Source organism: Brachybacterium sp. (genome assembly GCF_052095815.1).
Taxonomy (GTDB): Bacteria; Actinomycetota; Actinomycetes; order Actinomycetales; family Dermabacteraceae; genus Brachybacterium.
Genome location: NZ_JBQDLF010000006.1, coordinates 34,917 through 59,665 on the forward strand (window position 1 = coordinate 34,917; position 24,749 = coordinate 59,665).

Below are 24,749 nucleotides of genomic sequence, written 5' to 3' on the forward strand. Positions count from 1 at the left end.
GGCGGAGTGGTGGGTGACGAGGGAGGGGCGGAGGCTCAGAGGAATTCGCGCAGGTGGGCGGGCAGGCCCTCGCGGAACCAGCCGGCGACCTCGCTCGCGTAGTAGGTCAGCACGGTCGAGGCGCCCGCGCGGCGGAAGGCCAGCAGCGACTCCAGGATCATGCGGTCGCGGTCCACCCAGCCGTTCGCCGAGGCCGCCTCGATCATCGCGTACTCGCCGGAGACCTGATAGGCGCCGACGGGCACCGGCGAGGCCTCGGCGACATCCCGGAGCACGTCGAGATAGGGCAGGCCGGGCTTGACCATCACCATGTCCGCTCCCTCGGCGACGTCGAGCGCGAGCTCCCGCAGAGCCTCCCGGCCGTTCGCCGGATCCTGCTGGTAGGTGCGGCGGTCGCCCTGCAGGGAGGAGTCGACCGCCTCGCGGAACGGGCCGTAGAACGCCGAGGCGTACTTCGCGGTGTACGCGTAGACCGCGGTGTCCAGATGGCCGGCGCCATCCAGCGCATCGCGCACCGCGGCGATCTGGCCGTCCATCATCCCGGAGGGCCCCAGCAGGTGCGCGCCGGCCTCGGCCTGGGCGAGGGCCATCTCACGGTAGCGCGCCAGGGTGGCGTCGTTGTCGACGCGTCCCGCGGCGTCCAGCACCCCGCAGTGGCCGTGGTCGGTGAACTCGTCCAGGCACAGGTCGGCCATGATCACGGTCGCATCACCGAGCTCGGAGCGCAGGCGCGAGAGCGCCCGGTTGAGGATGCCGTCCGGGTCGGTCGCGCCGGAGCCGATGGCGTCCTTGAGCTCGGGCACCCCGAACAGCATCACGCCGCCCACCCCGCGCTCCACCGCCTCGTTCGCAGCGCGGACCAGGGAGTCCATCGTGTGCTGGACGACGCCGGGCATCGAGCTCACGGGGCGGTTCTCGCTCGCACCCTCGCGCACGAACATCGGCAGCACCAGATCGGCGGGCCGGAGGGTCTGCTCACGCACCAGGGAGCGCATCGCGGCGCTGCTGCGCAGACGACGGGGCCGATCGATCGGGCCGGGGAAGGATGAAGAGGTCATCGGGGCTCCTTAGGAAGAGCGGGAGAGGAATCAGCGGTCGACGGGTCTATGGCCGACGGGCCAGGAACTGACGAGCCTGCGGCGAGCACCTGCTGCACCGCGTCGGCGAGGGAATCATCCGTCGGCTGCTCCGCCTGCCGGGCGAGCGGCAGCCCCGCGGCGCGCACCGCGGCGGAGGTGGGGTCGCCGATCGAGATGATCGGGGTCGAGGGATGCACGCCCAGCGCGGCGGCGTGGCGGGCGATCATCGGGCTGGTCAGCACGATCGCACCGTAGCGCCCGGTCGCCAGAGCAACGGCGACCGGGGCGGGGGGCTCGAGCCGCTGCGGACGGTAGGCGGTCACCTGGTGGACCCGGTAGCCCTTCGCCCGCAGTCCTTCGGGGACGGTCGGGGAGGCGGCGGCAGAGGCGGGAAAGAGCACCGTGGCCCCCGCCGGCGCAGACGGCATCTCCGCGACCAGGGCCGCACCGGAGCCACCGGCGACCATCGTGGCCGTGATCCTGAAGGCGTCCAGCGTCGCCGCGGTGCCGGCGCCGACGGCGATCACCTCGGTGCCCGGCGGCACCACCACCGCGCCGAGCGCCTCGGCGGCGGTGCGGGAGGTGATCACCAGATGGGAGTAGGCGCCGCCGGTGAGCCGCTCCCGGGCCACGGCGAGCTCCTCGTCCGTGGCGTGCTCGAGCCGGATCAGCGGCTGATGCTCGGCCTGGATCCCGCGCTCCCGCAGCCGGGCCAGCAGCGTCGCTCCGCGCCCGGCCGGTCGGGCGACCAGCACGGGACGGGGAGCGTCGAGCGGGGACATCAGGCCTTGGCCTCCGCGAGGATCTCCCCGGCACCGCGATCGAGGAGATCGCTCGCGAGCTCGGCCCCGAGCTCTGCCGGCACCGAGCCGGCACCGGAGAGCTGATCCACCGCGAGGTCCAGCGCCACCCGGGCCTCGCCCTCGACGACATGGCTGCCGTCGGGACGGATCGCGAGCCCGCGCAGCCGCAGCACGTGGCTGCGGGGCTGACCTCCGCTGTGCTCGCCGTCGCTGGGCGCTCCGCTGCCGTGCACGCCGCCGCCGTCGCTCTCGTCGCGGTCGGCGAGCTCGAGCTCGGCGTAGGCCGCGATGGGAGCGGAGCAGCCCGCCTCGAGCGTGCGCAGCAGCGCCCGCTCGGCGGTGACCGCTGCGCGGGTGGCGGGGTCGTCGACCGCGGCCAGCCGGTCGGCGAACCAGGGAGCGGTCGCGAGCGCGGCGGTGGTCGCCTCGACGGCGAGCGCGCCCTGGGCGGGGGCTGGCAGCATCACGTCGACCGGCAGCAGCTCGCTGATCGCGGCGTCGCGGCCCACTCGGCGCAGCCCGGAGGCGGCGAGCACCACTGCGTCGAGGTCTGCGTCCTCCCCGAGCGCCCGGGCCAGTCGGGTCTCGACGTTGCCGCGGATCCCGAGCACCTCCAGATCCGGCCGGGCCCGCAGCAGCTGGGCGGCGCGGCGCGGGGAGCCCGTGCCGACCTTCGAGCCCGCCGGCAGCTCGGCGAGGGTGAGCCCGTCGCGGGCGCAGAGCGCATCGCGCGGATCCTCCCGGGCCGGGTAGCAGGCCAGGGTGATCTCCTCCAGCGGTGCGGTGGGAAGGTCCTTGCAGGAGTGGACCACCACGTCGACCTTCTCATCCAGCAGCGCCTGACGGACGGCGGTGACGAACACGCCGGTACCGCCGATCTGCGCGAGCGGGCTGATGCGGTCACGGTCTCCGCGGGTGCTCACGTGCACCAGCTCGACGGCGTGGTCGGTGCCCGCCACCAGCGCCTCGCCCACCTGCCCCGACTGGGTCAGCGCGAGGTCCGAGGCACGGGTCCCGATCCGGAGGCCGGAGCCGACGAAGGATGCGGGCCCGGCAGCCCCGTCATTCCCCGCGGCTCCGGCTGATCGGGGGCCGGGCGTCACGAGCCCGCTCCTGCTGTGGCCGCCTCTGCTCGCGCGCGCTCCACATCCCGCTCCGAGTCCACGGCACTGGTCGTCGGGCGGCACAGACGGCCGACGCAGCAGTTCACCCCGCAGACGTCCGGCGTGCCCCCGAAGTCGGTGACGATGCGGCGCGGGAACTGCGCGTCCAGTCGCTCCTGGACCAGATCGGCCAGCGCGGCGATGAATCGGGGATCCTCGCCGGAGGTCGCGACGCGGCGGAAGTCGAGCCCCTTCTCCTCGGCGGTCTCCTTCGCCTCGGTGTCCAGGTCCCAGACCACCTCGACATGGTCGGTGACGAAGCCGATCGGGACCACGATCACTGCGTCGGCCGCATCATCGGCCGCAAGCTGCTCGATCACGTCGTTGACGTCGGGCTCGAGCCAGGGGATGTGGGGCGCCCCGGAGCGGGACTGGTACACCAGCTGCCACTGCGGGAGCTCGGGGACGTCGTCGTGCAGCTGCTCCATCACCCAGCGGCAGGCGGCGAGATGCTGTTCGACGTACCAGCCGCCGGAGCCCTCGACCCGGGTCTCCTCAGGGCCGGAGGCCTCGGCCATCGAGTTCGGCACGGAGTGGGTGGAGAACAGCACCGCGATCCGATCGGCGTCGTGCCCGGCCGCGGTGAGGCTCGCCAGGGCGCTGGCCACCCCGTCGACCACAGGTTCGAGGAACCCCGGATGGTTGAAGTAGACGCGCACCTTGTCGATGCTCACCTCTCCGGCCAGACCGGTCTCCTCGAGCACCATGCCGAAGTCCTCGCGGTACTGCCGACACGAGGAGTAGGACGAGTAGGCACTGGTCACCAGGCCCAGGGCGTGGCGGTGGCCGTCCTCATGCAGGGCACGGACCGCCTCGGCGTTGTAGGGCGCCCAGTTGCGATTGCCGAAGTAGATCGGCAGGTCGATCCCGCGGCCGGCGAGCTCCTGTTCGAGGGCGAGGATGATCGTCTCGTTCTGCGCGGTGATCGGGCTGCGGCCACCGAGGGCACGGTAATGGCCGGCGACCTCCTCGAGGCGTTCGTCGGGGATCCCACGTCCCCGGGTGACGTTGCGCAGAAACGGGATCACGTCGTCCTGACCGTCGGGGCCGCCGAACGAGGAGAACAGGATCGCGTCGAAGGGCTTCTGCTCGCCGCGCCGGGCATGGGTGGCGGAGTCGGGCGCCGCAGGGCGCGGGCGGGCCATCGACGGGCTGGACGTCGAGGGGCTGGGCATCGGCGGGGTGGAGTCGGTCATGGTGAGTCCTCGATGGTGGGGTGGGTCAGGCGAGCAGCGCGGCGACGTCCTCGAGGGAGTCGAGGCGTCGGCCGGTGTGGAAGGGCAGCTCGTCGCGCACGTGCAGACGGGCGTCGGAGTAGCGCAGGTGGCGCATCATGTCGACCAGGTCGTGGAGGTCATCCGCCTCGAAGGAGAGCAGCCACTCGTAGTCGCCGAGCGCGAAGGCGGCGACGGTATTGGCGTTGACCTGCGGGTAGTCGCGACCCAGCATCCCGTGCTCGCGCAGCATGCGGTTGCGCTCGTCGTCTGCCAGCAGGTACCAGTCGTAGCTGCGCACGAAGGGGTAGACGGTGATCCACTGCTTGCGCTCGAAGCCCGGGACCATGAACGAGGGTGCATGCCCCTTGGCGAACTCGGCCATGCGGTGCACGCCCACGCCTGCCCACTCGCGGTGCAGCCAGGTCCCGGCGAGGGAACGCTCGAACTCGCGCAGCGCGGTCTGCAGATCGGCCGGGTCATCCGCGGCCAGCCACAGCATCAGGTCCGCCTCGGCGCGGAAGCCCGAGACGTCGTAGAAGCCGAGGATCTCCACGCCGCCCTCGGAGGCGGACTCGATGAGCTGGGTGACCTCCTCCAGGGACGACCGGATCTGCGCGGTGGTCAGCTCGCCGTCCTCGGTCAGGCCCGAGAGCCGACGGAACACGGTGTAGCTGGTGTATCGGGTGGTCTGCGCGATGTCCTCGACGGACTGCGCTTCCTGAGCGGGGGTGTCGGTCATGAGGGGTTTCCTTCCGAGGGGGTGGTGTCTTCTGCGAGCGACTGTTCGGCGCGGACGATCGCGTCGATGCCGGTGCCGGCTCTCCAGGAGCCGACCAGTTCGAGGGAGGGCTGCTCGCTGAGCAGCCCGGAGAGGGCGTCGAGGGCGGCGCGGTGGCCGGCCTGGGGCTGCCGCATGGCACGCTCCCAGTCGATCACCTCGGAGGCCAGGAGCTGCGTGCCGGACAGCGGGGCCCCCAGGATGCGGGATGCATCGGCCAGGGCGAGGCCGACGATCTCGCCCCGAGCAGGCAGCTGCTCGCCGGGGCGGCCGTAGGACAGGCGCAGCAGATGCGGGCTCCCGGCGGCGGGCAGGGCGTCGTGCAGCGCCTGCTGCACGTGCTCCCATTTGGCGCTCGCATGGGTCAGCGCTTTCGCGCGGATCCCGTCGGTGCCCGGGGCGACCAGCGCGCCGGTGCCCGAGGGGAAGGCGTTCAGCGCCGGGGAGTCCACCACCAGGGCCACCAGGCGCACAGGGGCCGACGGGGCCTGCGGGATCGCCTCTGCGATCCCCGGTGTCGCCTCCCGCAGCAGTTCCCGGGCTGTGTCCGGTGGGCAGGCGAGGACCAGGCGGTCCGCGGTGAGCTCCTCCTGGCGAGAGGTGCGGACCGTCCAGCCGGTCTCGTCCCGGCCGAGATCGACGACCTCGACCCCGGTGCGCAGGATGCCGCCCTCGGCGAGGAACTGCGCCTGCAGCGTCTGGGGCAGGAGCGCCATGGTGGGGGACAGGGCGTGCACGCGGGTGCCGGCGCTCGCGGCGGTCCGGGCGCCGGCGCTGCGTCCTCGGGTCCGTCGCACCGCCGCAGTGAGGGAGCCGTGCTCGGCCAGGCCGCGGCTCAGCGCGGGGGAGGCGGCGGCGAACTCGAGGGTCGTGGGATCCGCGGAATGCACTCCGCCGACCACCGGGGCGACCAGTCGCTCGAGCACCTTCCGGCCGAGCCGCCTGCCCACCACCTCGGCGACGGTCGCCCCGGGACGGGCGCCGACGCGGGCAGGGAGGAACCGCTCGAGGCTCGCGCGCAGCGCCCCGGCGGTGCCGAGCACCGCCCGGGCATCGGCCGCGAGGGGCCGGCCGGGGATCCCCAGCAGGCTGCCGCCGGGGGCGCGGTGCACGCCTGCGGAGGAGACCACCCGGCTGCCCAGACCCTCACGCGGGGCGACGACCTGTTCCGCCAGCCCCAGCTCGGTGACCAGCGCATCGACAGCTCCGGCACCGGTCGAGTAGGCCTCGGCGCCGATGTTCACCGCCAGCCCCCCGGCGCCCGGCAGCGCGGCCTGCGCGATCGCGCCGCCGATGCTCCCGGTCGCCTCGAGCAGCACCACCCGGTGCCCTGCGCGCAGGTGGCGTCGAGCGGCGAGCAGGCCGGCCAGGCCGCCGCCGACGACGAGGGTGCGGGTGGTCATGCCGTGGCGGGATCCTGCGAGTGGACGTCCTGCGCGAGGGCGTCCTGCTCGTGGAGGAAGCTCACCAGATCGGTGAGGACCTGCGGGTCGGTGTCCGGAGGGACGCCGTGACCGAGGTTCACCACGTGACCGCTCGCACCGGCGCCGGCCGCGAGCACTCCGCGAGCCTCCGCGAAACGTGCCTGCTCGGAGGTGAACAGCACGGCCGGGTCGATATTGCCCTGGAGCGGGGTGCCCTCCGGCAGCATCTCGAGCGCCTGGTCCAGCCGCAGCCGATGGTCCACGCCCATCACGGTCGCCCCGGCCGCATGCATCTGGGGCATGAGGTGCGAGGCGCCGACACCGAAGTGGATGCGCGGCACCGGCAGGTCGGTGACGTGGGCGAGAGCTGCCGCAGAATGCGACTGCACATGGGTGAGGTACTGCTCGGAGCTCAGCGCGCCGACCCAGGAGTCGAACAGCTGCACCGCGGAGGCACCGGCCAGCACCTGCGCGCGCAGGAAGCGGCCCGAGAGCTCCGCGACCCAGGCCGCCAGGCGCGCCCAGACCTCGGGCTGGGAGCGCATCAGCGCCCGGGTGCGCAGGTGGTCGCGGCTGGGGCCGCCCTCGACCATGTAGCTGGCCACGGTGAAGGGAGCGCCGGCGAAGCCGATCAGGGGAGTGGTGCCGAGCTCCGCGACGGTCAGACGCACAGCCTCGCGGATCGGTTCGAGCGCCGCGTCGTAGTCGTCGCCGAGCACGGGCAGGGCGTCGACGTCGGCCTCGGTGCGGATCGGGTGCTCGAAGACGGGGCCCACGCCGGGCTTGATCTCGACGCCGAGCCCCGCCTGGCGGGCGGGCACCACGATGTCGGAGAAGAAGATCCCAGCATCCACCTGATGGCGGCGCACGGGCTGCACGGTGATCTCCGCAGCCATCTCCGGGCGCACGCACGAGTCGAGCATCGTGGTGCCCTCGCGCAGCGAGCGGTACTCCGGCAGCGAACGGCCGGCCTGTCGCATGAACCACACGCTGGGGGTGGCGCTCCTCACGCCCCGCAGCTCGCCGAGCAGTGAGGCGTCGGCCACCCCGCCCTCCGCAGCGGAGCGCTGCAGGGGGTGCTCCGCGGGCAGGGCCGAGGGGGTCCCGGGAGGGGTCGTGGAGGCGATCGCGGGGGCGGTGGCGAGGCCGGGGCCTGGGGCGTTCCCGGTATCTGACAGGTGTCGCGATCGATCTGACGCGCTGTCGCCAAAAAGGTGCTCTGACGTAGGGTTCTTGTTCATGGCGACACCATTGTGCACAGGTTCGATGACGGAGTTCCCAGGGATCGGAACATCGCCCCGAAGATGCCTAGACTGGCGATCATGCTCGCTGCCCTCCGCGCTTCCCACGAGCACCTCGACCTCGGGGTGCTCGATGCCCTGACCCGTGGCGCGGACGCCCTCCCGGCCGTGATCCAGGAGCTCCAGCGCGAGCGCGCCGCCGTCACCGGCGAGCCCCCGGTGGTCGCGGGCGAAGTGGTGGTCAGCACCTGCAACCGGCTCGAGGTCTACCTCGACACCGACCGCTTCCATGAGGGCGTGGACCTGGTCCTCGACGCGGTGGCCCGCACCAGCGGGATGGACCGCGAGGTGGTCTCCCTCTGCTTCGACGCGGCGATGGACACCCCCGTCCCCCAGCACCTCTACGAGGTCACCTCCGGGCTGCGCTCCCTGGTGCTCGGCGAAGCGGAGATCGGCGGACAGGTGCGGCAGTCCTACGAGGCCGCCCGCCGCGGCGGCCGCACCACCTCGATGCTCCACGACCTCTTCCAGCACGGCTTCCGCTGCGCGAAGGCCGTGGCCACCCAGGCGCCGGTGGGCGCCGCAGGCCGCAGCGGTGCAGCCGTCGCCGTGGACCGGGCCGAGGTCGAGCTGGGCGGCTTCGCCGGCCGCAGCGTCCTGATCGTCGGCACCGGTGCCTATGCGCGGCTGGGGCTCGCCGAGCTGGTGCGCCGCGGGGTGCAGGACGTGCGCGTGTTCTCCCCCTCGGGACGTGCTGCCGGCTTCGCCGAACGGCACGGCGTCGAGACCGTGGACGAGACGCAGCTCGAGCGCGCGATCCGCGAGGCCGATCTGGTGCTGGCCTGCTCCGGCCGCGGCACCTCCCTGTTCCCCGAGCTGTTCCTGAATGCCGGGCGCACCGTCGTGCTCGACCTCGCCCTCCACTCCGACCTGCACCCGCTGGTGGGCCACCTCAAGGGGGTCACGGTGCTCGGGCTCGCAGATCTCCGGCTCGACACCGATGCGCAGACCGACCCGGCGCTGCTCACCGCCCGCACCATCGTCGCCGAGAACGTCGAGGCCTTCCGCACCCAGCAGGAGGTGCGCCGGATCGATCCCGCGATGGCCGCGCTGCGACGCGAGGTGTTCGATGCGGCCGACGGGGAGATCGACCGGCTGCGCCGGGACGTCTCCGGCGAGACTGCGGACCAGCTCGAGCGGTCCGTGCGCCGGATCCTCTCCAAGGTCATGCACCAGCCCGCCGAACGTGCCCGCCACCTCGCGGAGACCGGCTACGCAGATGCCTACGTCGAGGCCTTCCACACCATCTTCGGGATCGACATCTCCGCGGGCGGGAGCTCGACCGGGGGCGCGGGCCTCGACGCGTCGGGGGCCGACGGCGGTGGCTCCGAGCTGGAGCCCGTGCCGGCCGGCTGGATGCGGGTGGACCGCACTCTGCCGCCGTTCTCGACGGCGCCGACGGGAAGCGGGGAGGGATCCGGCGCCGAGGTCCCGACCGAGCTCTCCTCGGCGACGATCGCGCGCGTCGCGCTGCGCGACGGGGAGTGTCCGGTGGGCTTCGGGCCGGCGGCGACCGGCCGGATCAGCTCCGGGGACTGATCAGTCCGGGGTCGGGGCTGCTCCTGGGCGCGTCGCCGGGGCCATCTCCTGCGAGGCGAGGGCACGGAGACGGCGATGGTCGAGGATCTCCGTCCAACGGCGCCCCGAGTCGATGACGCCGTCCTTGCGCAGCCCGCTCATCACCCGTGAGACCGAGGCGGTGGTGGATCCGGTGATGCTGGCGAGATCGGCGCGGGAGAGCGGGATCTCGATGAGGGTGCCCGTCGCCCCGGGTTCCCCGAACTTCTCGGCCAGCCACAGGAGCACCGCCGCGACCCGCTCCGCGACCGTCGCCGTGGACTGCTTCGTCACCGACGACCTGGCCAGCGCCAGCTGGATCGAGACGGCATGGAGCACGCGCAGGGCGACCCGTGGCTGCTGCGTCAGGATCTCGCGGAACTCCCTGGTCCCGATCTGCAGCGCGCAGACGTTCGTCAGCGCCTGGACCGTCTCGGTGTGCTGTGACCGCCCCAGGATCTCCAGGTCGCCGAACAGGTCGCCGGGCGCGAGGAAGTCGACGACCACGTCGTGCCCGTCTGCCGTGGAGCGGAACGCCTTCGCCCGGCCCGACGCGAGGATGTACAGGTGATCTGCGCGGTCCCCCGCCCGATAGAGGGGGGCGTCCTCGTCCCAGGTGTGCGCGATCATCTCCGCGTTGACAGCGGTGAGCTGATCCGCGGTGAGATCGCGGAACAGGTCGACGCCCTGCAGCACCTGCAGCCGCACGTCCTTTGAGCAGGCGTGGGGGCGAGCGGCGAGCGAAAGCAGCGGGATGCGGCGACGTCCCGTCGGGGCGTCGGGCGGGGACGGTCGAGTGCCGAGCTCTGGTGCGGTGTTCACGGTGGGGCCTCCACACCGCATGAGACCAGAGACGGCCGGAAGAATCCACTGCGGCCCACCGGAGCCCCGCATCCTCGTGCTGTGCGATCACCGAGGGCGATGCGGAAAATTGCTCCAGGACATGGACGGAATGCAGATTCTCTGTGCCGAAACTGCCCTATCCGAACAACCTTGACACTTCCTGGGAATAGTGGGTACTTTTCCTCACACCCGGTGACCTGCACCAGAGCAGGTTGCGTCCACAAAGAACGGTGAGCCAGGCGTGAGCGTGAAGAATCATCGTCCGCAGGACCAGGCATCCACGTCGGAGATCGCGATATCCAAGGGATGGGTGCAGGGCATCGCGCTGGTGCTCATCTTCGGATTCTTCGTGATGGGCGTTCTCGCGTACCGGACCTATACCCACTCGATGCCGCAGCCCCAGCAGGTGGTCAGCGAGGACGGGGACGTGGTCTATACGCACGAGGAGATCACCCGCGGCCAGAACGTGTTCCTGACCCGGGGCATCCAGCAGTACGGCTCGATCCTCGGCCATGGGGCCTACCTCGGACCCGACTACACGGCCGAGTACCTTCGCCTGAGCAGTGAGCACATCCATCAGCAGCTCGAGCAGCAGGGCGTGCAGGAGCCCGCGGCCGCCACTGCGGAGATGCAGCGCACCAACCGGTACGACGAGGAGTCAGGCGTCCTGGTGCTGACGGACGAGCAGATCAGCGCCTTCGAGGAGATCAAGGCGTACTACGGGGATTTCTTCGGCGAACCGTCCACCGCCCACGGGCTGATCCCGAACGCGATCACCGATCCGCAGGACATCCATGACCTCACCGCCTTCTACGCCTGGACGGCGTGGGCGAGCGCCGCGGAGCGACCCGGTCTGGACTACTCGTACACCAACAACTGGCCGGCCGAGCCCCGCGTCAACAACCATCCCACGGCGGACATCCTGGTGTGGTCGGCGATCTCCCTGGTCGCGCTGCTGGCAGGCCTCGGCATCCTGTTCGCCGTCTACGGCCGCTGGAGCAGCAACCTGGGCTGGAAGGGCAACGACACCGCGCGCCTGAAGTTCCTCCAGCCCGGTGAAGTGGGGATCACGAAGGCTCAGCGTTCCACTGCCTGGTTCTTCCTCGTGGTCGCCCTGCTGTTCCTCATCCAGGCCACCGTGGGCGCGTCCGTCGAGCACTATCGGGTCGAGATCCAGGGCTTCTTCGGCTTCGACCTCGCGCAGATCTTCCCGTTCAACCTCGCCCGGACGTGGCACGTGCAGCTCTCTCTGCTGTGGACGGCCGCCACCTTCCTGGCCGCCGCGATCTTCCTCGCCCCGATCATCGCGGGCAGGGAGCCGCGTGGTCAGCACCTGCTGTCCTACGGCCTGCTGGGCGCCCTCGCGCTCGTCGTGGTCGGCATGTTCGGCGGCACCGCCATCAGCATCTACGGCCCGGACTGGGCAGCGGATTCGGCGTTCTTCTCCCAGCAGTGGGAGTACTTGGATCTGCCCCGCGCCTTCCAGGTGCTCCTGGTGATCGGGCTGTTCCTGTGGTTCCTGATCATCATCCGCGCGATCCGTTCGCGGCTGCGGACCGAGTCGAAGTTCAACATGCCGTGGCTGTTCGCCTACGCGGCGCTCGCGATCCCCGCCTTCTACGCGGTGGGCCTCCTGGCGACGAACGAGACGCACCTGACGGTGGCCGAGTTCTGGCGGTTCTGGGTGGTGCACCTGTGGGTCGAGGACTTCCTCGAGCTGTTCACCACGGTGATGGTGGCCTACCTCTTCGTGATGCTGGGCGTGGTGCGCCGCAAGATCGCCATCCAGATCATCCTGCTCGACGTCATCCTCTACTCCTCGGGCGGGGTCATCGGCACCATGCACCACCTGTACTTCTCCGGGACCCCGGTCGAGCACATGGCGCTCGGCGCGGTCTTCTCCGCCCTGGAGGTGATCCCGCTGACGTTCCTGACGGTCGAGGCCTGGACGTTCCTGCAGCTCGGATCGCGCCAGGAGTCCCGCTCCAGCGCGCCCTTCCCGCACCGGTGGGCGGTCATGTTCCTGGTCGCCGTCGGCTTCTGGAACTTCCTCGGCGCGGGTGTCTTCGGCTTCCTGGTGAACCTGCCCGTGGTGTCCTACTACCAGATCGGCACCTCCCTGACCGCGAACCATGCGCACGGCTCCATGATGGGCGTGTACGGGATGCTGGCCGTCGGCCTGGCGCTGTTCGCGCTGCGCTACATCATCCCGCCGGAGAAGTGGCCCGATCGCCTGGCCAAGCTCTCCTTCTGGTCGCTCAACATCGGGCTCGCGTGGATGATGTTCGCGACCCTGCTGCCGCTGGGCGTGCTGCAGCTGTGGGCCTCCGTCAACGAGGGGTACTTCGAGGCCCGTACGCTGGGCTACCTCACCCAGCCGGGCAACGTGGCCCTGGAGTGGATGCGCATGCCCGGCGATGTGCTGTTCCTGGTCGGAGGTGTCCTCCCCTTCGTGTACATCACCTGGCTCGGGGTGCGCTACGGCGTGAAGGCGACGGTCACGCGGATGGAGCCGGAGACACTGTTCGTCGAGGAGCACCCGGAAGCTCGCGAGGACCGCACGGGCCGCGCCGAGGCACCGGCCACGGCCGCCGTGACCGCCACGGACGCCCTGCCGCCCAGCAGGTACGCCTCCGACCGCCGCCGACCGAACGAGGAGGGGCCCGCATCATGAGCGCCATCGAGCCCGCCGCGTGGCTCTCCGCCGGCTATGCCGTGGCCCTGCTGCTGATCGCCTACGGCATCGACCTGCTGGCCAAGCGCGCCCATGTCGCGAATGACGATCAGCAGACCCGCGGCTTCGTGTATCACGACGATCACGATGCCTGGCTGTGTCCCGAGGACCAGTGGCTGTGGCCCCAGTCGTTCGATCCCGAGAACCGCGTGATGCGCTATCGCGGCAGCCCTGCGGTCTGCAACTCCTGCCCGGTCAAGGACAGCTGCACCTCGTCGGACGATGGTCGTGAGCTGGGGCAGACGGTCGATGCGTGGCCGTCCTCGGAATCCGCCCGATTCCATCGCGGGATCGCGTGCGCCGTGACCGTGCTCGCCGTGTCGTGGCCGGTGGTCGCCTCCTTCACGGTCGAGCACTGGGCCGGTCAAGTGATGCTGCTGGCCACCGCCCTCGTGATCGCGATCGCCGGGCTGCCGCTGTGGTCGCATCTGCGCCGCACCCCCGTGGACCCCGACGGCGTGCTGTTCAAGTCGCTGGACGAGAACCTGGACGATCGGGCCCTGGCGTTCGAGAACCTCGAGCGCCGCCGCACCAGCTACGCCTCTGATCGACGGACCGCCATGGACTCTCCGGTGCCGCTGCTCCTCGGGCGGACCCGCTACGCCTCCGACCGAAGGGACGCCGACGAGAATGCCTAGCCAGATGCTCATCGCGATCGTGGTGATCGCCCTCCTGCTCGTGCTGGTCATCGTCTCGCTGAAGGTGGTGCGCGAGTACGAGCGGCTGGTCGTCTTCCGCCTGGGCCGTCTGCGCGGCCCGCTCGGCCCGGGCCTCGTGCTCATGCTGCCGTTCCTGGACCGCTCGGTGCGGGTGGATCAGCGCGTGGTCACGTTGACCATCCCGCCGCAGGAGGTCATCACGCGCGACAACGTCACCGCCCGTGTGAACGCCGTGGTGATGTTCAGGGTGGCCGACCCGGTGCGCTCGGTGATGGAGGTGGAGAACCACGCGGTCGCCACCTCCCAGTTCGCCCAGACCACCCTCCGCTCCGTGGTGGGTCGCGCGGACCTGGACACGCTCCTGGCCCACCGCGCGGACCTCAACGAGGACCTCCAGCAATCCATCGCCCGCCAGGCCGTGCCATGGGGCGTGGACGTCTCGGTGGTGGAGATCAAGGATGTGGAGATCCCGGAGATGATGCAGCGGGCGATGGCCCGCCAGGCGGAGGCCGAGCGTGAGCGACGGGCCAAGGTGATCAGCGCCCATGGCGAGCTCGAGGCGTCGGAGGAGCTGCGCGACGCGGCGAAGACCCTCAGCGAGGCCCCCGCCGCGCTGCAGCTGCGCTACCTGCAGACCCTGCTCGAGCTGGGGGCTGACCAGAACTCCACCGTGGTCTTCCCGCTGCCGATGGACATCGTCGGGCCCCTGATGGGTGCGCTGGACAACTTCTCCTCTCGCGACGATGCTCGTCGTGAGCCGACAGCGACCCCGGCCCCGGCCGAACAGCACGGACTGGCCGTTGTCGACGACCGCGCAGAAGGGCGATCAGGATGAACGACATCGAACCCGACGGTGGACCGAGCGCTGAAACCGCCACCGCAGCTGGAACCGGAGCCGTCTCCGCCACCGGCCCCGAGGCCGTCCATGACGATGCTGCTGCACCCCCCGGCCGTCGCGTGCGCCTCGTGCCCACCCCGCCAGGCTTCTGGTGGGTGCTGCTGGGAGCCATCGTGACGCTGCTCGGCCCGTTCTTCGGCATCCTCATCGGCAGCACCGTCGGCAGCCACGACACCGCCGGCCGGATGGATCCGCTGTACTGGGGATTCTTCCTCGGTGGCCTCGTCGGAGTCCTGGGCCTGCTGGCGGGTGCCTTCGGCGTCATGAGGCTGATGCGCCGCTCACGGTCGAGCACCAGGCAGGAGGGCCCGTGAGCATGTCCCGCACGCAGCCGGCGGCCGTCGCCGAGCCCTGCGCCGCCGAACCCTGTCCGGCCGTCGCCGAATCCTGCCCGGCCGTCGCCGAACCCAGGCCGGATGGTCCCGCACCGGCTCCCGGCAGCAGCGGTTTCCGATCGGACCGGGCCGCAGACCGAGTGATGCGCCGTGCCCTCCGGATCCCGGACATCGATCTGAGGTCCGGGGGGGCCGCACACCAGGCCTTCCGGATCTCCGTCATCATCTCGGCCCTGCGCTGTGTCATCACCTACGTGCTGATCCCGGTGCTGGTACCGATCTTGAGCCTTGCCGGCTGGGTCGCCGCTCCGGTAGGGATCGTGCTGTGCGCGATCGCCGCGGTGAACGGCGTGATCAGCGTGCGCCGTTTCTGGCGCGCCGATCACCCGCACCGATGGACCTACACCGCCTTCATCGGGGTCGTGTTCGCGATCCTGACCATCTCCGTGATCACAGAACTGAGCCGATGGGGAGTCCTGCCGTGAGCACCGCACACAACTCGAGAACCGTTCCCTCCAGAACCGACGCAGCCCATGACGAGACCCTGCGCAGCACTCCACCGACCACCGAGGGGTGGACCCCCGAGGACAGAGCGCCGAGCGCGGCCGAGAACAACTTCATGAGCTTCGCCCTGTTCAGCGTCCTCATCCTCTTCGGGATCGGCTGCTTCGTCCTCCTCTGAGAGCACGCACCCGTCGTGGTGAACAGAGCCTGGACGCGCGACGATCGACGGTCGCGTCGACGCCGGGGTGACCCGTCCGATCGGGGCCGAGGACCGATCAGCCCCGGCGTCTGAACAGCCCGCGCCAGCCGCGGCGCGCGGAGGCGTCCGCACGGCGGCGCTCCTGGTCGGGCCCGTGCTCCTCCTCGGGCCCGGAGTGGTCCTCGGGCTCGAGCCTCAAGCCGTCCTCGTCGACCCAGACATCGGTCCAGCCGATGTCGGACTCATCGCGAGGGCTGTACTCGCGACGCGGGCCCAGCACCTCTCGGACGTCCTCGAGGTCGATCTCGGCAGGGGCCCGGACCTCTTCGCCGCGATGCGGCACCGGGCAGGTCCAGAAGTACGGACATCCGGGACAGCCGGCGGTCTCCTCGTCGGGAGCCGCCTCGCGCTGCATCTGGACGCCGTCCATCTGCTGCAGCATGCGCAGGCGCGACTCGAACGGATTGATCTCCATGGCCTGCTCAGCGTACTGCGCCGAGCGGCAGCGGCGCCGCACGGCCAGGCCGGCCCGGCGTAGGATCGAGGGTGAGGCGCCGCCCACCGCGTCACCTCACCGCGCCGTTCCCAGGAGACCCCGATGAGCACCCCGCAGCAGCGCGTCCACGACGCCACCCGCCGTCTGCTCGATCTGCTCGAGCACGGGGAATCCCTCACCCCGGAAGCGATCGAGCTGCGCGCCGAGCTCGCGGAGGCCACCGCTGAAGCCGGCCATCTGGACGATGCGTACTACCAGGTCGAGGAGCTGCTCAAGGACGCCCAGCGCCACCACGGTCCCGACCACGAGGCCGTCACCCGGTCACGGGCAGCGGTCGAGGCGGTCCGGGAGATCGGGATGCGCGCAGTCGGCATGGGCGACTCCGCCGCCCAGGGCTGACCGGCCCTCCGCCTCACCAGCTGAAGCCCGCCTCGCGGAGCCGCACGTCGACCTCGTCCTGCATCGACGCGGCATAGGTGCTGGTGATGTGGTCGGCATCCAGGGACACCACCACGTTCCCGATCACCGGCGTGCATTCATCCTCAGGACACACCAGGTCGTTGACCTCGAGGGGGAAGACCCTCTCGCCCTGTTGGGTGAGCACGGGGGCATCGGGCCGCCCGGCGGTCAGGGCCTCGGGGATCGGGGGTGCGCAGGCGGGGGAATCCTCTCCCCGCTCGCGGACGCAGTCGGCCTGGTTCAGCGGCAGTCTGGGCAGGTCCCGCACCGCGATCACGTCCGTCCCGGCGGCGGTGAGCTCCGGGAGCGTGACCTCCAGGCCGGGCGCGACCACCTCTGTGCGCTCCGGGGTCAGGAAGGTGGAGTTCAGGACGACCGCATCAGGAGCGACCCGGTCGATGTAGGTATGCGCCTTGGCGCTCCAGGCGTCGCACTCGGGGGAGACCTGCGCGTCCGGGGCGTAGAGGCAGCCGCCCTTCCACAGCGTGATCAGGGTCCAGCCGTTCTCCTTGGCGAGCGGGATGAGGGAGCCGGTGAACTGCTCCATCCGTGAGTTGCCGACGCTGATCAGCACCTTGCCGTCCGGAGCGCCGGGGACGACGCCGCAGTCCTTGGGCAGCGGCTCGATGTCCGGCTGGGGAGCCAGTTCGCCGGTGCAGCCCTCTTCGCCCTTGGCCCAGTCCTTCGGGAGCAGGGCCTCAGAGGGCAGCGGTGCGGCATCGGGGTCGGCATCGGGGTGCACGGTGAAGTCGGGGTTCAGCACCCGGGCCCCGGGATTGTCGGCCACGGCGCGGGCCTGTGCGTCGCGCTGGTCGGCCAGCAGGTGCTGCTGGGCGGCGATCACGGGCGTGAGCGCCAGGGCCAGGCAGGTCAGCGCCACGGCGCCGGCACGCCAGGGCTTGGCGCTCGCCCATGGCCAGCGTCGCACGGGGGTGTCGACCAGCCGGGTCAGCAGCCAGGCCAGGAGAAGGGAGAGCAGGATCAGCACCAGGCCGTCGAGCAGCCCGGCCCGTTCCTTGCCCGTCGTCGCGAGGTAGAGGATCAGCAGCGGCCAGTGGACGAGGTAGAGCCCGTAGGAGATGTCCCCGAGCACCACCGCGGGACGGATCGAGAGCACACGGTCCACGCTCAGCGGATGCCCGGTGGTGCCGGCGGCGAGCACCAGCGCGGCCGCGGCGAGCGGCCAGGCGGCGATCCAGCCCGGGAAGGCACCCTGGACGTCGATGAGCAGGCCGCAGGAGACCAGGCCGATGATCCCCGTCCAGGCCATGATCACGCGCACCGGCAGGGGGAGCGAGGAGGGGGAGCGGGCGCCCGCGCGGGTCGCGCGACGGCGTCCACGGCGCGGCACGCGTCGGGAGCGGCGCTCGGCCCGCTGCTCCCACCACGGCAGGGCGAGGCCCAGCAGGGAGCCGGCCGCGAACTCCCACAGCCGGGTGAAGGTGTCGAAGTAGGCGATCTCCTGCTGGGTCGAGGTCGAGACCACGGACCAGACGAAAGAGGCCACCAGCACCGCGCCGAAGAGGAGCGCGAGCACTCCGCGGGCGCGCAGGCGCAGCAGGCGCGCCAGGAGCACCGCGGCGGCGATCAGCAGCGGCCAGGCGAGGAACACCTGCCCCTGGATCGACAGGGACCAGAAGTGCTGGAAAGCCGAGGGCACGGCTTCCTCCGCGGCGTAGTAGTCCACGCCCCGGGCGATGAACACCCAGTTCACGACGTGGAGGAGGGAGCCGATCGCGTCGGTGATCGAGGTCATCCAGCGATCGGGCGGCAGCACCAGGCGCACCCCGGCGAGGGTCGCGAGGACCACCACGGCCGTGGGCGGCAGGAGCCGCTTGAAGGTGCGCCCCCAGTACGCGAGCGGCGCCGTCGGACGACCTGCGTCCACGCGCCGCAGGAAGGTCCCCACCAGCAGGAAGGAGGAGAGGAAGAGGAAGACGTCGACGCCGCCGGAGACCCGGTCGAACCAGACGTGGTAGAGGACCACGAGGCCGATCGCGAGCCCACGCAGGCCGTGGAGCTCGGGGCGGAAGCGACCCGCGCCGGTGGTGGCGGGGGTCGGGGACGCGGAGGCGGCGGCGGGCGCGTCGACGGAGGAGGCTGCGGAGGTCACGGGTCGGGGGCGCTCCGTCAGCCGCGCAGGAATGCGGCGCACGCCTGCTGCAGCAGCAGCGGGTCGGCGGTCGCGCACATCTCTCGCGCGGAGTGCATCGAGAGCAGCGTGATGCCCACGTCGATCGTGGTCATCCCCAGCCGGGTCGCGGTGATCGGGCCGATCGTCGAGCCGCACGGCATCGCGTTGTTCGAGACGAAGTGCTGGTAGGGCACCCCGGCGCGCGCGCAGGCCGCGGCGAAGGCGGCGATCCCGACCGCGTCGGTCGCGTAGCGCTGCTGGGCGTTGATCTTGAGCATCGGCCCCCCGCCCAGCCGCGGGCGGGTCACGGGATCGTGGCGCTCGGGATAGTTCGGGTGGGCGGCGTGGCCGGCGTCGGCCGAGAGCACCATCGAGGACGCCAGCACCTGGCGGCGGCTCGACTCGTCCCCGCCGAGCGCCGCGTGCATCCGCACCAGCACATCCTCGAGGAACGGACCGGCGGCACCGGAGCGGGAGGCCGAGCCGACCTCCTCGTGGTCGTTGGCGACCATCAGCGCGATCGGGGCGGGCTCTGCGCCTGCGGGGCGGGCGTCCCCGCCGCCATGGACCGTGATCAGCGCCTGGAGCTCGGCGTGGACGGAGCTGAGGTTGTCCAGCCGTGCGGAGGCCAGGAACTCCTCGTGTGCGCCGAACAGCGCGGGCGCCTGGGCGTCCACGGTGAGCACGTCGAAGCCGACGATGTCCTCGGCGAGGAGCGGGTGCGTCGGCTCCCCGTCGGCGACCAGGTGCCCGGTGTCGTCGAGTGGTTGGGCGTGCGCGGCGAGAAGCACCCGCACGTCCACGTCGCCGATCCCCAGGATCGGCTGCATGTGCCGCTGAGGATCGAGCTGGAGACCGTCCTTGTTCACGGCCCTGTCCAGGTGCACCGCAAGCTGCGGCACCCGCAGCACCGGCGGGGTGGAGACCAGGGCGCGGCGACCATCGCGCAGCGTGAGCAGCCCGGCCAGGCGCAGCTCCCGGTCCAGCCAGGAGTTCAGCAGCGGGCCGCCGTAGACCTCGACCCCCACCTGGGAGAGGTTCTCGCGGCCCAGCTCGGGATTCGGCTTGAGCTTCAGGGCGGGGGAGTCGGTGTGGGAGCCGACGATCCGCCACGGCGTGGTCTCATCAGCCTGCTCCGGGGTGACCCAGGCGATCAGCGAGCCGTCGCGGATCACGTAGCGCGACTCGGCGACGTCCGCGGTCGACCAGTGCTCGGATTCCTGCAGCGGGGAGAAGCCCGCCGCGCGCAGCCGACGGGCGGCCTCCTGCACGGTGTGGAAGGAGGTGGGGGAGGCGGAGACGAACTCGCCCAGGTCGAGCGTCGTGGCCCGGGCGCGGGAGGAGGGTGCGGCGGCGGAGTAACGAGTCACGGGTTCATTGAACCATCGGTGCCCCGGCAGGGCAGCATGCGCAGCAGCCTCGCATCGCCCACCTGGAGCACGACCTCTGCAGAGCCGGTCTCGGAGATCTCGTTGAGGCCGGTGTAGGTGGCGGAGCGGCCGTGGATCTCCTGTGGGCCGAAGTCCAGGGCGTAGTCGACGTCCAGCTCTGCCGCGGCATCGCAGACCTCGGGATTCGTGCGCGCCTCATCGAGCTCGGCATTGAGCAGATGCACCTCGGGCTCCGCCTGGAAGCTCATGTAGGTGTTGAGCACCTGCCGATCGGAGATGGCGTACGCCAGGGAGCTGCCGTTCCAGGCGTTGGTCGCGATCACCGCGTCCTCGGGGACCACCTCGGGCAGGAGCTCGAGCAGCTCGCGCTCGTCGTCGCTGAGCAGCACGCCGGACTGCCAGTCCGGCATGAAGTAGCTGCGATTGACCTGCGAGGCGGGGGAGAGCACGCCCAGTGCCAGGACGAGCACCGCGGCGAGCGCGGCGACCAGGTGCCCGGGCGTCCCGGCGAACCGCGGGAAGCGGCGCCCGGCAAGGCGCTGGAGGCTCTCGATGCCGAGGGCGAGCACGGGGATCGCGGCGACGGCGATGATCGCGGTGACCCGATTGTTGTCCGTGTACCAGTTGCCGAGGAAGAGGTAGCGCAGATCGCCGACAGGGGTGCTGCGCGTGAGCACGGAGAACACCGCAGCCACGATCCAGGGCGCCAGCAGCCAGCGCGATCGGGACAGCAGCAGCACGGAGGCGGCGCAGGCGAGCATCACCAGGCCCAGCGGGAGGAAGGTGGGGGTGGCGTTGGGGGAGATGCTGATCGCCTGACCGATCGCCTCCTTCAGCGAGGAGTTCGGCTTCCACACCGCAGAGGACTCCACGGGCCGGAAGCGGATCCAGATGAATGCGGAGCCAGCCAGCGCCGCGACGGTGAGCAGCGTGAGCGGCCACAGCCGGGGACTGCCGAGTGTCGGTGATTTCCGCGAGACGATGCGGTCGTGTGCTCGGGCCAGGGTCCCCCAGACCAGGATCGGCAGGCCCAGCACCATGCCCACGAAGACGCCCTGGGGGTGGGCGAGTGCGATGGTGCCGCAGACCGCCGGCAGCAGAACGGCGAGCTGCGGGACGGTCAGCAGCTGCGGCGAGCGCGGGGCCAGGCCGGCGAGGTGGCTGATCAGGACCACCACCAGCGGCATGAAGGCCATCGCAAGGAAGTAGGGCAGCACGATGCCCCAGTGCATCAGTGTCAGCGGGAACGCGCCGGTGACGCCCGCGAGGATTCCCGCGGCCATCCAGCCGACAGGACCCGCGGTGGTGCAGGTGCGCATCAGGGTCATGAGCCCCACCGGCCACAGCACCACGGCGACCAGCAGCATCACCACATTGGAGGCGAGGATGATGTCCTGGCCGGAGACCTGCGTGACCAGGCTGACAGCCTGGTGCCAGACCGCCGGGTAGTAGACCTCGGTGCCCGGCAGTGCGGTCATCCCCCCGACCACCCAGGCGGAGCCGTCTCCGGCGCGCAGGATATGACGTACGGCGTTGAGGTGGAAGATGTTGTCGTAGGTCTGGCTGATGGCGTGGATCCCGCCCATCATCGGCAGCACGCGAGCCAGCAGGACGCCGCCGCCGATGACCAGGCCGATGAGGATCGCAGCGGCGTGGCCGCGGCGGGTCTCCAGGAAACGGGGTGCAGGCAGCCCGGGATCCCGAGAGTCGTGCTCGGAGGTGGAGTCGCCGCTCGTCGCTGCGGCGAGTGCCTGTCGGCGTCTGATCGGCCACAGGGCGGCGCCCAGCAGCAGCCCGAGCACGAGCGGTGAGGCGACCGTCCAGGGAATGCCGAGCAGATGACCGGCCTCCGCGGCGATCGTGATCATCAGCAGCGAGGCCGGCGCGACTGCGGCGACTGCAGTCAGCGGCCGCAGCCGCAGCGCGAGCACCGTCGGCAGGCCGGGAGCACCGAGGATCAGCAACGCCGCACCCAGGGTCGCGATGATCCTCAGGACGTCCACGTGGGGTGCACCTGCTTCCTTCTCGAGCGGGTACGAACGCCCCGGGGTCGGGCACATGCTAGTCCGCGCACCTGCCGCCGACGCTCGGGCTGGCCGATGTCCGGCCTGTCCATGTCCGCCCCCGCCTCAGACCTTCGCGGCCGCGAGCTCCTCAGTCACCGCGGGCGCCAGCGACTCCTCGACGAATAGCCTGGTCAGATGGTTGTCGTCCATGTAGACGTAGGTATCTCCGAGCACTGGCGAGCAGCGTCCGTCGGGGCAGATCTGCGGTGTGAGATCGAGCAGCGTCACCGTCGCGCCGGGGGTGCTGAGCGCCGTCAGCGGAGCGGCCGGGTTCTGGGGGGCGAGCTTGTCCTCGACGTCGGCGCCGCAGGCGGCATCGGCCGCGACCGGGGTGCCACCGCGATCGATCACCGCTTCGGCGCACTGGTACTGGTCCTGTCCCCAGCGCGGGGTGTCGCGGACGGCGATCACGTCGATGCCGCGGTCCAGGAGCGTCTGCAGCGCCCCGTCAGTGCCCTCGGGGAGGACCTCCTCGGTGCCGTCGTCGAAGGTCTGGGTGACGGTGGTGAGCACCACGTCGGGCTTGACGGCGTCGAGGTACTCCAGCACGTACGCGTCATACCCCGCGCAGTAGGGCCAGCGCTCGGTGCCTGCGAGGAAGCCGCAGCCGTCCATGGACAGGTTCACGACCTGCGCGTCCTGCGCAGTGGCGGTGGGCAGCACAGCGGGGATGAACTGGCGGGAGTGCGAGCTGCCGACCACCACGATGGTCTTGCTCGCCTCGGCGTCGCCCGGAAGCAGCTGCTGGCAGCGCACGTGGGCGAAGCCGCGCTCGGGTGCCCAGGGGCCGCCGCAGCGCTCGGGGAGGTCGGGCCACTGATTCCCGAGCTGCCAGCCGTAGGGCTGCACATCCGGCGGGGCCACGGTGGCGACCTCGTCGGTCGCGAGGCTCGGTCCCTCAGCCACCGGCGGCTGGGGCTGGTCGCGGTGCAGGAAGACCCACCAACCGCCGGCCGCGCCCGCGACCAGTGCGAAGCTCAGGGCGATCGCGGTCAGCGCCCGCCAGGGCTTCGCCTCGAGCCAGCGGGAGCGCCGCACCGGTGCGTCCACCGCCCGGGTCACCAGCCAGGCCAGCAGCATGGAGCCGGTCAGCACCACCAGACCGTCCAGGAGCCCGGCGCGCTCCTGCCCGCTGTGGTGCAGCCAGATCACCAGGATGGGCCAGTGCACGAGGTACAGCGCGTAGGAGATGTCGCCGATGAAGGCGGCGGGACGAGTGGACAGCACCGCATCCACTCCCCAGCGACGGCCTGAATGCCCGGCGACCACCACCGCGCCCGCGGCGGCCAGCGGCCAGATCGCGATCCAGCCCGGGAAGATCGTGGAGACGTCCAGCAGCACCCCGCAGGCCAGCAGGCCCGCGACACCCAGCCAGCCGATCAGCGCGCGCAGGGTCCGATGGCGAGGTGCCAGGCCGTCCTCCGGTCGGCGCGCCCCGGTGAGCCGGTCCAGCACCGGCAGGGCGAGAGTCAGCAGGGATCCGGCGGCGAACTCCCACAGCCTGGCCGCGGTGTCGAAGTAGGCGATCTGCTGCTGACTCTGGGTGGAGATGATGGACCAGGTCAGGGAGGCGGCACCGATCAGCGCGATGATCGCGATCAGGGGGCGGCGCACCGGCTTCCCCGCCCGAGCCCGCCGCGCCACCAGCAGGAACAGCAACGGCCAGACCACGAAGGCCTGCCCCTGCACGCTGAGGGACCAGAAGTGCTGCAGCGGAGAAGCGGCGCCGGCGTCGCGGGCGTGGTAATCGACCTGCAGCAGCACCAGCAGGAGGTTCTGCACGTACGCCGCCGAGGCCACCGCCTCCTGCATGATCGTCTGCCACATCGAGGCGGGCAGGAAGGCGGCCGTCCCCGCGAGGACCAGCAGGATCGTCACTGCCGAGGGCGGCAGCAGTCGTTTGAAGGTGTGCAGCCAGTAGCGGGGCACCCCGAGCGGGCGGCCGTTCTCCAGCCGGCGCACGAAGGTGCCGGTGAGGAAGAAGGCCGAGAGGAACAGGAAGACGTCGACTCCGCCCGAGACCCGGCCGAGCCAGATGTGGTACACCGCGACCAGTCCGAGCGCCACCGCACGCAGACCGTGCAGCTCGCGGCGGAAGGCGGGCCGGGAGTCGGAGGGAGCAGTGGGAGCGGTGGGCGAGGCCTCCGTGCCGGCTTCTGCGGCAGGGCCGACGGGGGAGGGCTGCGGGATGCGGGAGCGGCTCGCCTCGCCGCGCGGCCGCCAGGTCCCGGAGACGGAGTCGCTCGTGGACCAGGCGTCCTCCGCCTCCCGTTCGGCGTGCAGCTCGGCCGGGCCCTGCAGCCAGTCCCCGAGGGACGAGGTCGCCGAAGGCAGCGGACCCGCGATCCAGGCCGAAAGGTCCGAACGGGGGAGGGATGCGGCGTGTTCCGGTGCAGGAGGTGGCGCTGGTGCGCTGTCCGGCTCGATGCTCGGATCCTGCGTCCAGGCCTCGAGGGGCGCCGCGGCCGGCTCGTCCTCGAGATGGGCGGGCTGCTCCCAGGCGCTGGCTGCATCACGCTGCCGTGCCTGCTCATCGGCGTCGTGCGCAGGTGTGCCGCGCCCACCATGCCGAGGGTGCGGCGGATCGTTGGGCGAGCTGATCGCGATCCCCTTCCGCACGGCCGGTGGCCACCACTGCCGCGGACAGGCGGTTTCCCGATCCCGGCGCTGCGGTGGATCCTAGTGGATACGGCCGGAAGTGATCACGCC

The 24,749-nt window shown here is 71.3% G+C and carries 21 protein-coding genes; 8 read left to right on the top strand and 13 right to left on the bottom strand.

Annotated features, from left to right (window positions below; all coding sequences use genetic code 11):
* Positions 1 to 35 precede the first annotated feature (35 nt).
* The 7 genes from hemB to hemE are packed head-to-tail and all read right to left on the bottom strand — an operon-like array spanning position 36 to position 7,510.
* Positions 36 to 1,058 carry a porphobilinogen synthase gene (gene hemB, locus ACTH43_RS04050; protein WP_441443647.1) on the bottom strand — a complete coding sequence of 341 codons (1,023 nt, stop codon included), beginning with the start codon at positions 1,056 to 1,058 and terminating at the stop codon, positions 36 to 38.
* Positions 1,055 to 1,861, bottom strand: a complete 807-nt coding sequence (locus ACTH43_RS04055) for a uroporphyrinogen-III synthase (RefSeq protein WP_441443648.1) — start codon at positions 1,859 to 1,861, stop codon at positions 1,055 to 1,057. Before ACTH43_RS04055 ends, hemB begins: the two co-directional genes overlap by 4 nt.
* Positions 1,861 to 2,985, bottom strand: a complete 1,125-nt coding sequence (hemC, locus tag ACTH43_RS04060; RefSeq protein ID WP_441443649.1) for a hydroxymethylbilane synthase — start codon at positions 2,983 to 2,985, stop codon at positions 1,861 to 1,863. The genes ACTH43_RS04055 and hemC overlap by 1 nt, the downstream gene beginning before the upstream one ends.
* Complete coding sequence (locus ACTH43_RS04065) at positions 2,982 to 4,241, bottom strand: ferrochelatase (protein ID WP_441443650.1); 1,260 nt, start codon at positions 4,239 to 4,241, stop codon at positions 2,982 to 2,984. Before ACTH43_RS04065 ends, hemC begins: the two co-directional genes overlap by 4 nt.
* A 25-nt stretch (positions 4,242 to 4,266) precedes the next feature.
* Positions 4,267 to 5,001, bottom strand: a complete 735-nt coding sequence (hemQ, locus tag ACTH43_RS04070) for a hydrogen peroxide-dependent heme synthase (protein ID WP_441443651.1) — start codon at positions 4,999 to 5,001, stop codon at positions 4,267 to 4,269.
* Positions 4,998 to 6,443, bottom strand: coding sequence for a protoporphyrinogen oxidase (hemG, locus tag ACTH43_RS04075; protein WP_441443652.1), 1,446 nt, complete (start codon positions 6,441 to 6,443; stop codon positions 4,998 to 5,000). The genes hemQ and hemG overlap by 4 nt, the downstream gene beginning before the upstream one ends.
* Positions 6,440 to 7,510 carry a uroporphyrinogen decarboxylase gene (gene hemE / locus ACTH43_RS04080; RefSeq protein ID WP_441443713.1) on the bottom strand — a complete coding sequence of 357 codons (1,071 nt, stop codon included), beginning with the start codon at positions 7,508 to 7,510 and terminating at the stop codon, positions 6,440 to 6,442. Before hemE ends, hemG begins: the two co-directional genes overlap by 4 nt.
* 276 nt (positions 7,511 to 7,786) lie before the next feature.
* Here hemE and ACTH43_RS04085 point away from each other — a divergent pair, with 276 nt between their 5' ends.
* Positions 7,787 to 9,304: a glutamyl-tRNA reductase gene (locus ACTH43_RS04085; protein ID WP_441443653.1), complete on the top strand. Its 1,518-nt coding sequence runs from the start codon at positions 7,787 to 7,789 to the stop codon at positions 9,302 to 9,304.
* Here ACTH43_RS04085 and ACTH43_RS04090 read toward each other — a convergent pair whose 3' ends face one another.
* Positions 9,305 to 10,144 carry a Crp/Fnr family transcriptional regulator gene (locus ACTH43_RS04090; RefSeq protein ID WP_441443654.1) on the bottom strand — a complete coding sequence of 280 codons (840 nt, stop codon included), beginning with the start codon at positions 10,142 to 10,144 and terminating at the stop codon, positions 9,305 to 9,307.
* A gap of 262 nt (positions 10,145 to 10,406) precedes the next feature.
* Between ACTH43_RS04090 and ACTH43_RS04095 the strand changes: the two genes are divergently transcribed.
* The 6 genes from ACTH43_RS04095 to ACTH43_RS04120 all read left to right on the top strand — a co-directional run bounded on the left by ACTH43_RS04095 (position 10,407) and on the right by ACTH43_RS04120 (position 15,473).
* The gene (locus ACTH43_RS04095) at positions 10,407 to 12,839 is read left to right on the top strand and encodes a nitric-oxide reductase large subunit (RefSeq protein ID WP_441443655.1); all 2,433 of its coding nucleotides are present in this window, start codon (positions 10,407 to 10,409) and stop codon (positions 12,837 to 12,839) included.
* Positions 12,836 to 13,537, top strand: a complete 702-nt coding sequence (locus tag ACTH43_RS04100) for a hypothetical protein (RefSeq protein WP_299299390.1) — start codon at positions 12,836 to 12,838, stop codon at positions 13,535 to 13,537. The genes ACTH43_RS04095 and ACTH43_RS04100 overlap by 4 nt, the downstream gene beginning before the upstream one ends.
* Complete coding sequence (locus ACTH43_RS04105) at positions 13,530 to 14,393, top strand: slipin family protein (RefSeq protein WP_299299388.1); 864 nt, start codon at positions 13,530 to 13,532, stop codon at positions 14,391 to 14,393. Before ACTH43_RS04100 ends, ACTH43_RS04105 begins: the two co-directional genes overlap by 8 nt.
* On the top strand, positions 14,390 to 14,770 hold the full coding sequence (locus ACTH43_RS04110; RefSeq protein ID WP_441443656.1) for a hypothetical protein: 381 nt from the start codon (positions 14,390 to 14,392) through the stop codon (positions 14,768 to 14,770). The genes ACTH43_RS04105 and ACTH43_RS04110 overlap by 4 nt, the downstream gene beginning before the upstream one ends.
* A 164-nt stretch (positions 14,771 to 14,934) precedes the next feature.
* Positions 14,935 to 15,276 carry a hypothetical protein gene (locus ACTH43_RS04115; RefSeq protein ID WP_441443657.1) on the top strand — a complete coding sequence of 114 codons (342 nt, stop codon included), beginning with the start codon at positions 14,935 to 14,937 and terminating at the stop codon, positions 15,274 to 15,276.
* Positions 15,273 to 15,473, top strand: a complete 201-nt coding sequence (locus tag ACTH43_RS04120) for a hypothetical protein (RefSeq protein WP_299299382.1) — start codon at positions 15,273 to 15,275, stop codon at positions 15,471 to 15,473. The genes ACTH43_RS04115 and ACTH43_RS04120 overlap by 4 nt, the downstream gene beginning before the upstream one ends.
* 97 nt (positions 15,474 to 15,570) lie before the next feature.
* Here ACTH43_RS04120 and ACTH43_RS04125 read toward each other — a convergent pair whose 3' ends face one another.
* A complete protein-coding gene (locus ACTH43_RS04125) occupies positions 15,571 to 15,969 on the bottom strand; it encodes a hypothetical protein (protein ID WP_441443658.1) in 399 nt (132 codons plus the stop codon).
* A 123-nt stretch (positions 15,970 to 16,092) separates the two neighbouring features.
* On the opposite strand from ACTH43_RS04125, the gene ACTH43_RS04130 reads away from it, so the two are divergent.
* The gene (locus ACTH43_RS04130) at positions 16,093 to 16,389 is read left to right on the top strand and encodes a hypothetical protein (protein ID WP_299299378.1); all 297 of its coding nucleotides are present in this window, start codon (positions 16,093 to 16,095) and stop codon (positions 16,387 to 16,389) included.
* 13 nt (positions 16,390 to 16,402) lie between these two features.
* Here ACTH43_RS04130 and ACTH43_RS04135 read toward each other — a convergent pair whose 3' ends face one another.
* The 4 genes from ACTH43_RS04135 to ACTH43_RS04150 all read right to left on the bottom strand — a co-directional run bounded on the left by ACTH43_RS04135 (position 16,403) and on the right by ACTH43_RS04150 (position 24,659).
* Entirely contained in the window at positions 16,403 to 18,562 is a 2,160-nt protein-coding gene (locus ACTH43_RS04135) for an acyltransferase family protein (RefSeq protein WP_441443659.1), read from the bottom strand.
* Between the two features lie 17 nt (positions 18,563 to 18,579).
* Positions 18,580 to 19,953, bottom strand: coding sequence for a M18 family aminopeptidase (locus tag ACTH43_RS04140; protein WP_441443660.1), 1,374 nt, complete (start codon positions 19,951 to 19,953; stop codon positions 18,580 to 18,582).
* Positions 19,950 to 21,977: a DUF6541 family protein gene (locus ACTH43_RS04145; protein ID WP_441443661.1), complete on the bottom strand. Its 2,028-nt coding sequence runs from the start codon at positions 21,975 to 21,977 to the stop codon at positions 19,950 to 19,952. The genes ACTH43_RS04140 and ACTH43_RS04145 overlap by 4 nt, the downstream gene beginning before the upstream one ends.
* Positions 21,978 to 22,103: 126 nt before the next feature.
* Positions 22,104 to 24,659: an SGNH hydrolase domain-containing protein gene (locus ACTH43_RS04150; protein ID WP_441443662.1), complete on the bottom strand. Its 2,556-nt coding sequence runs from the start codon at positions 24,657 to 24,659 to the stop codon at positions 22,104 to 22,106.
* Positions 24,660 to 24,749: the final 90 nt, after the last annotated feature.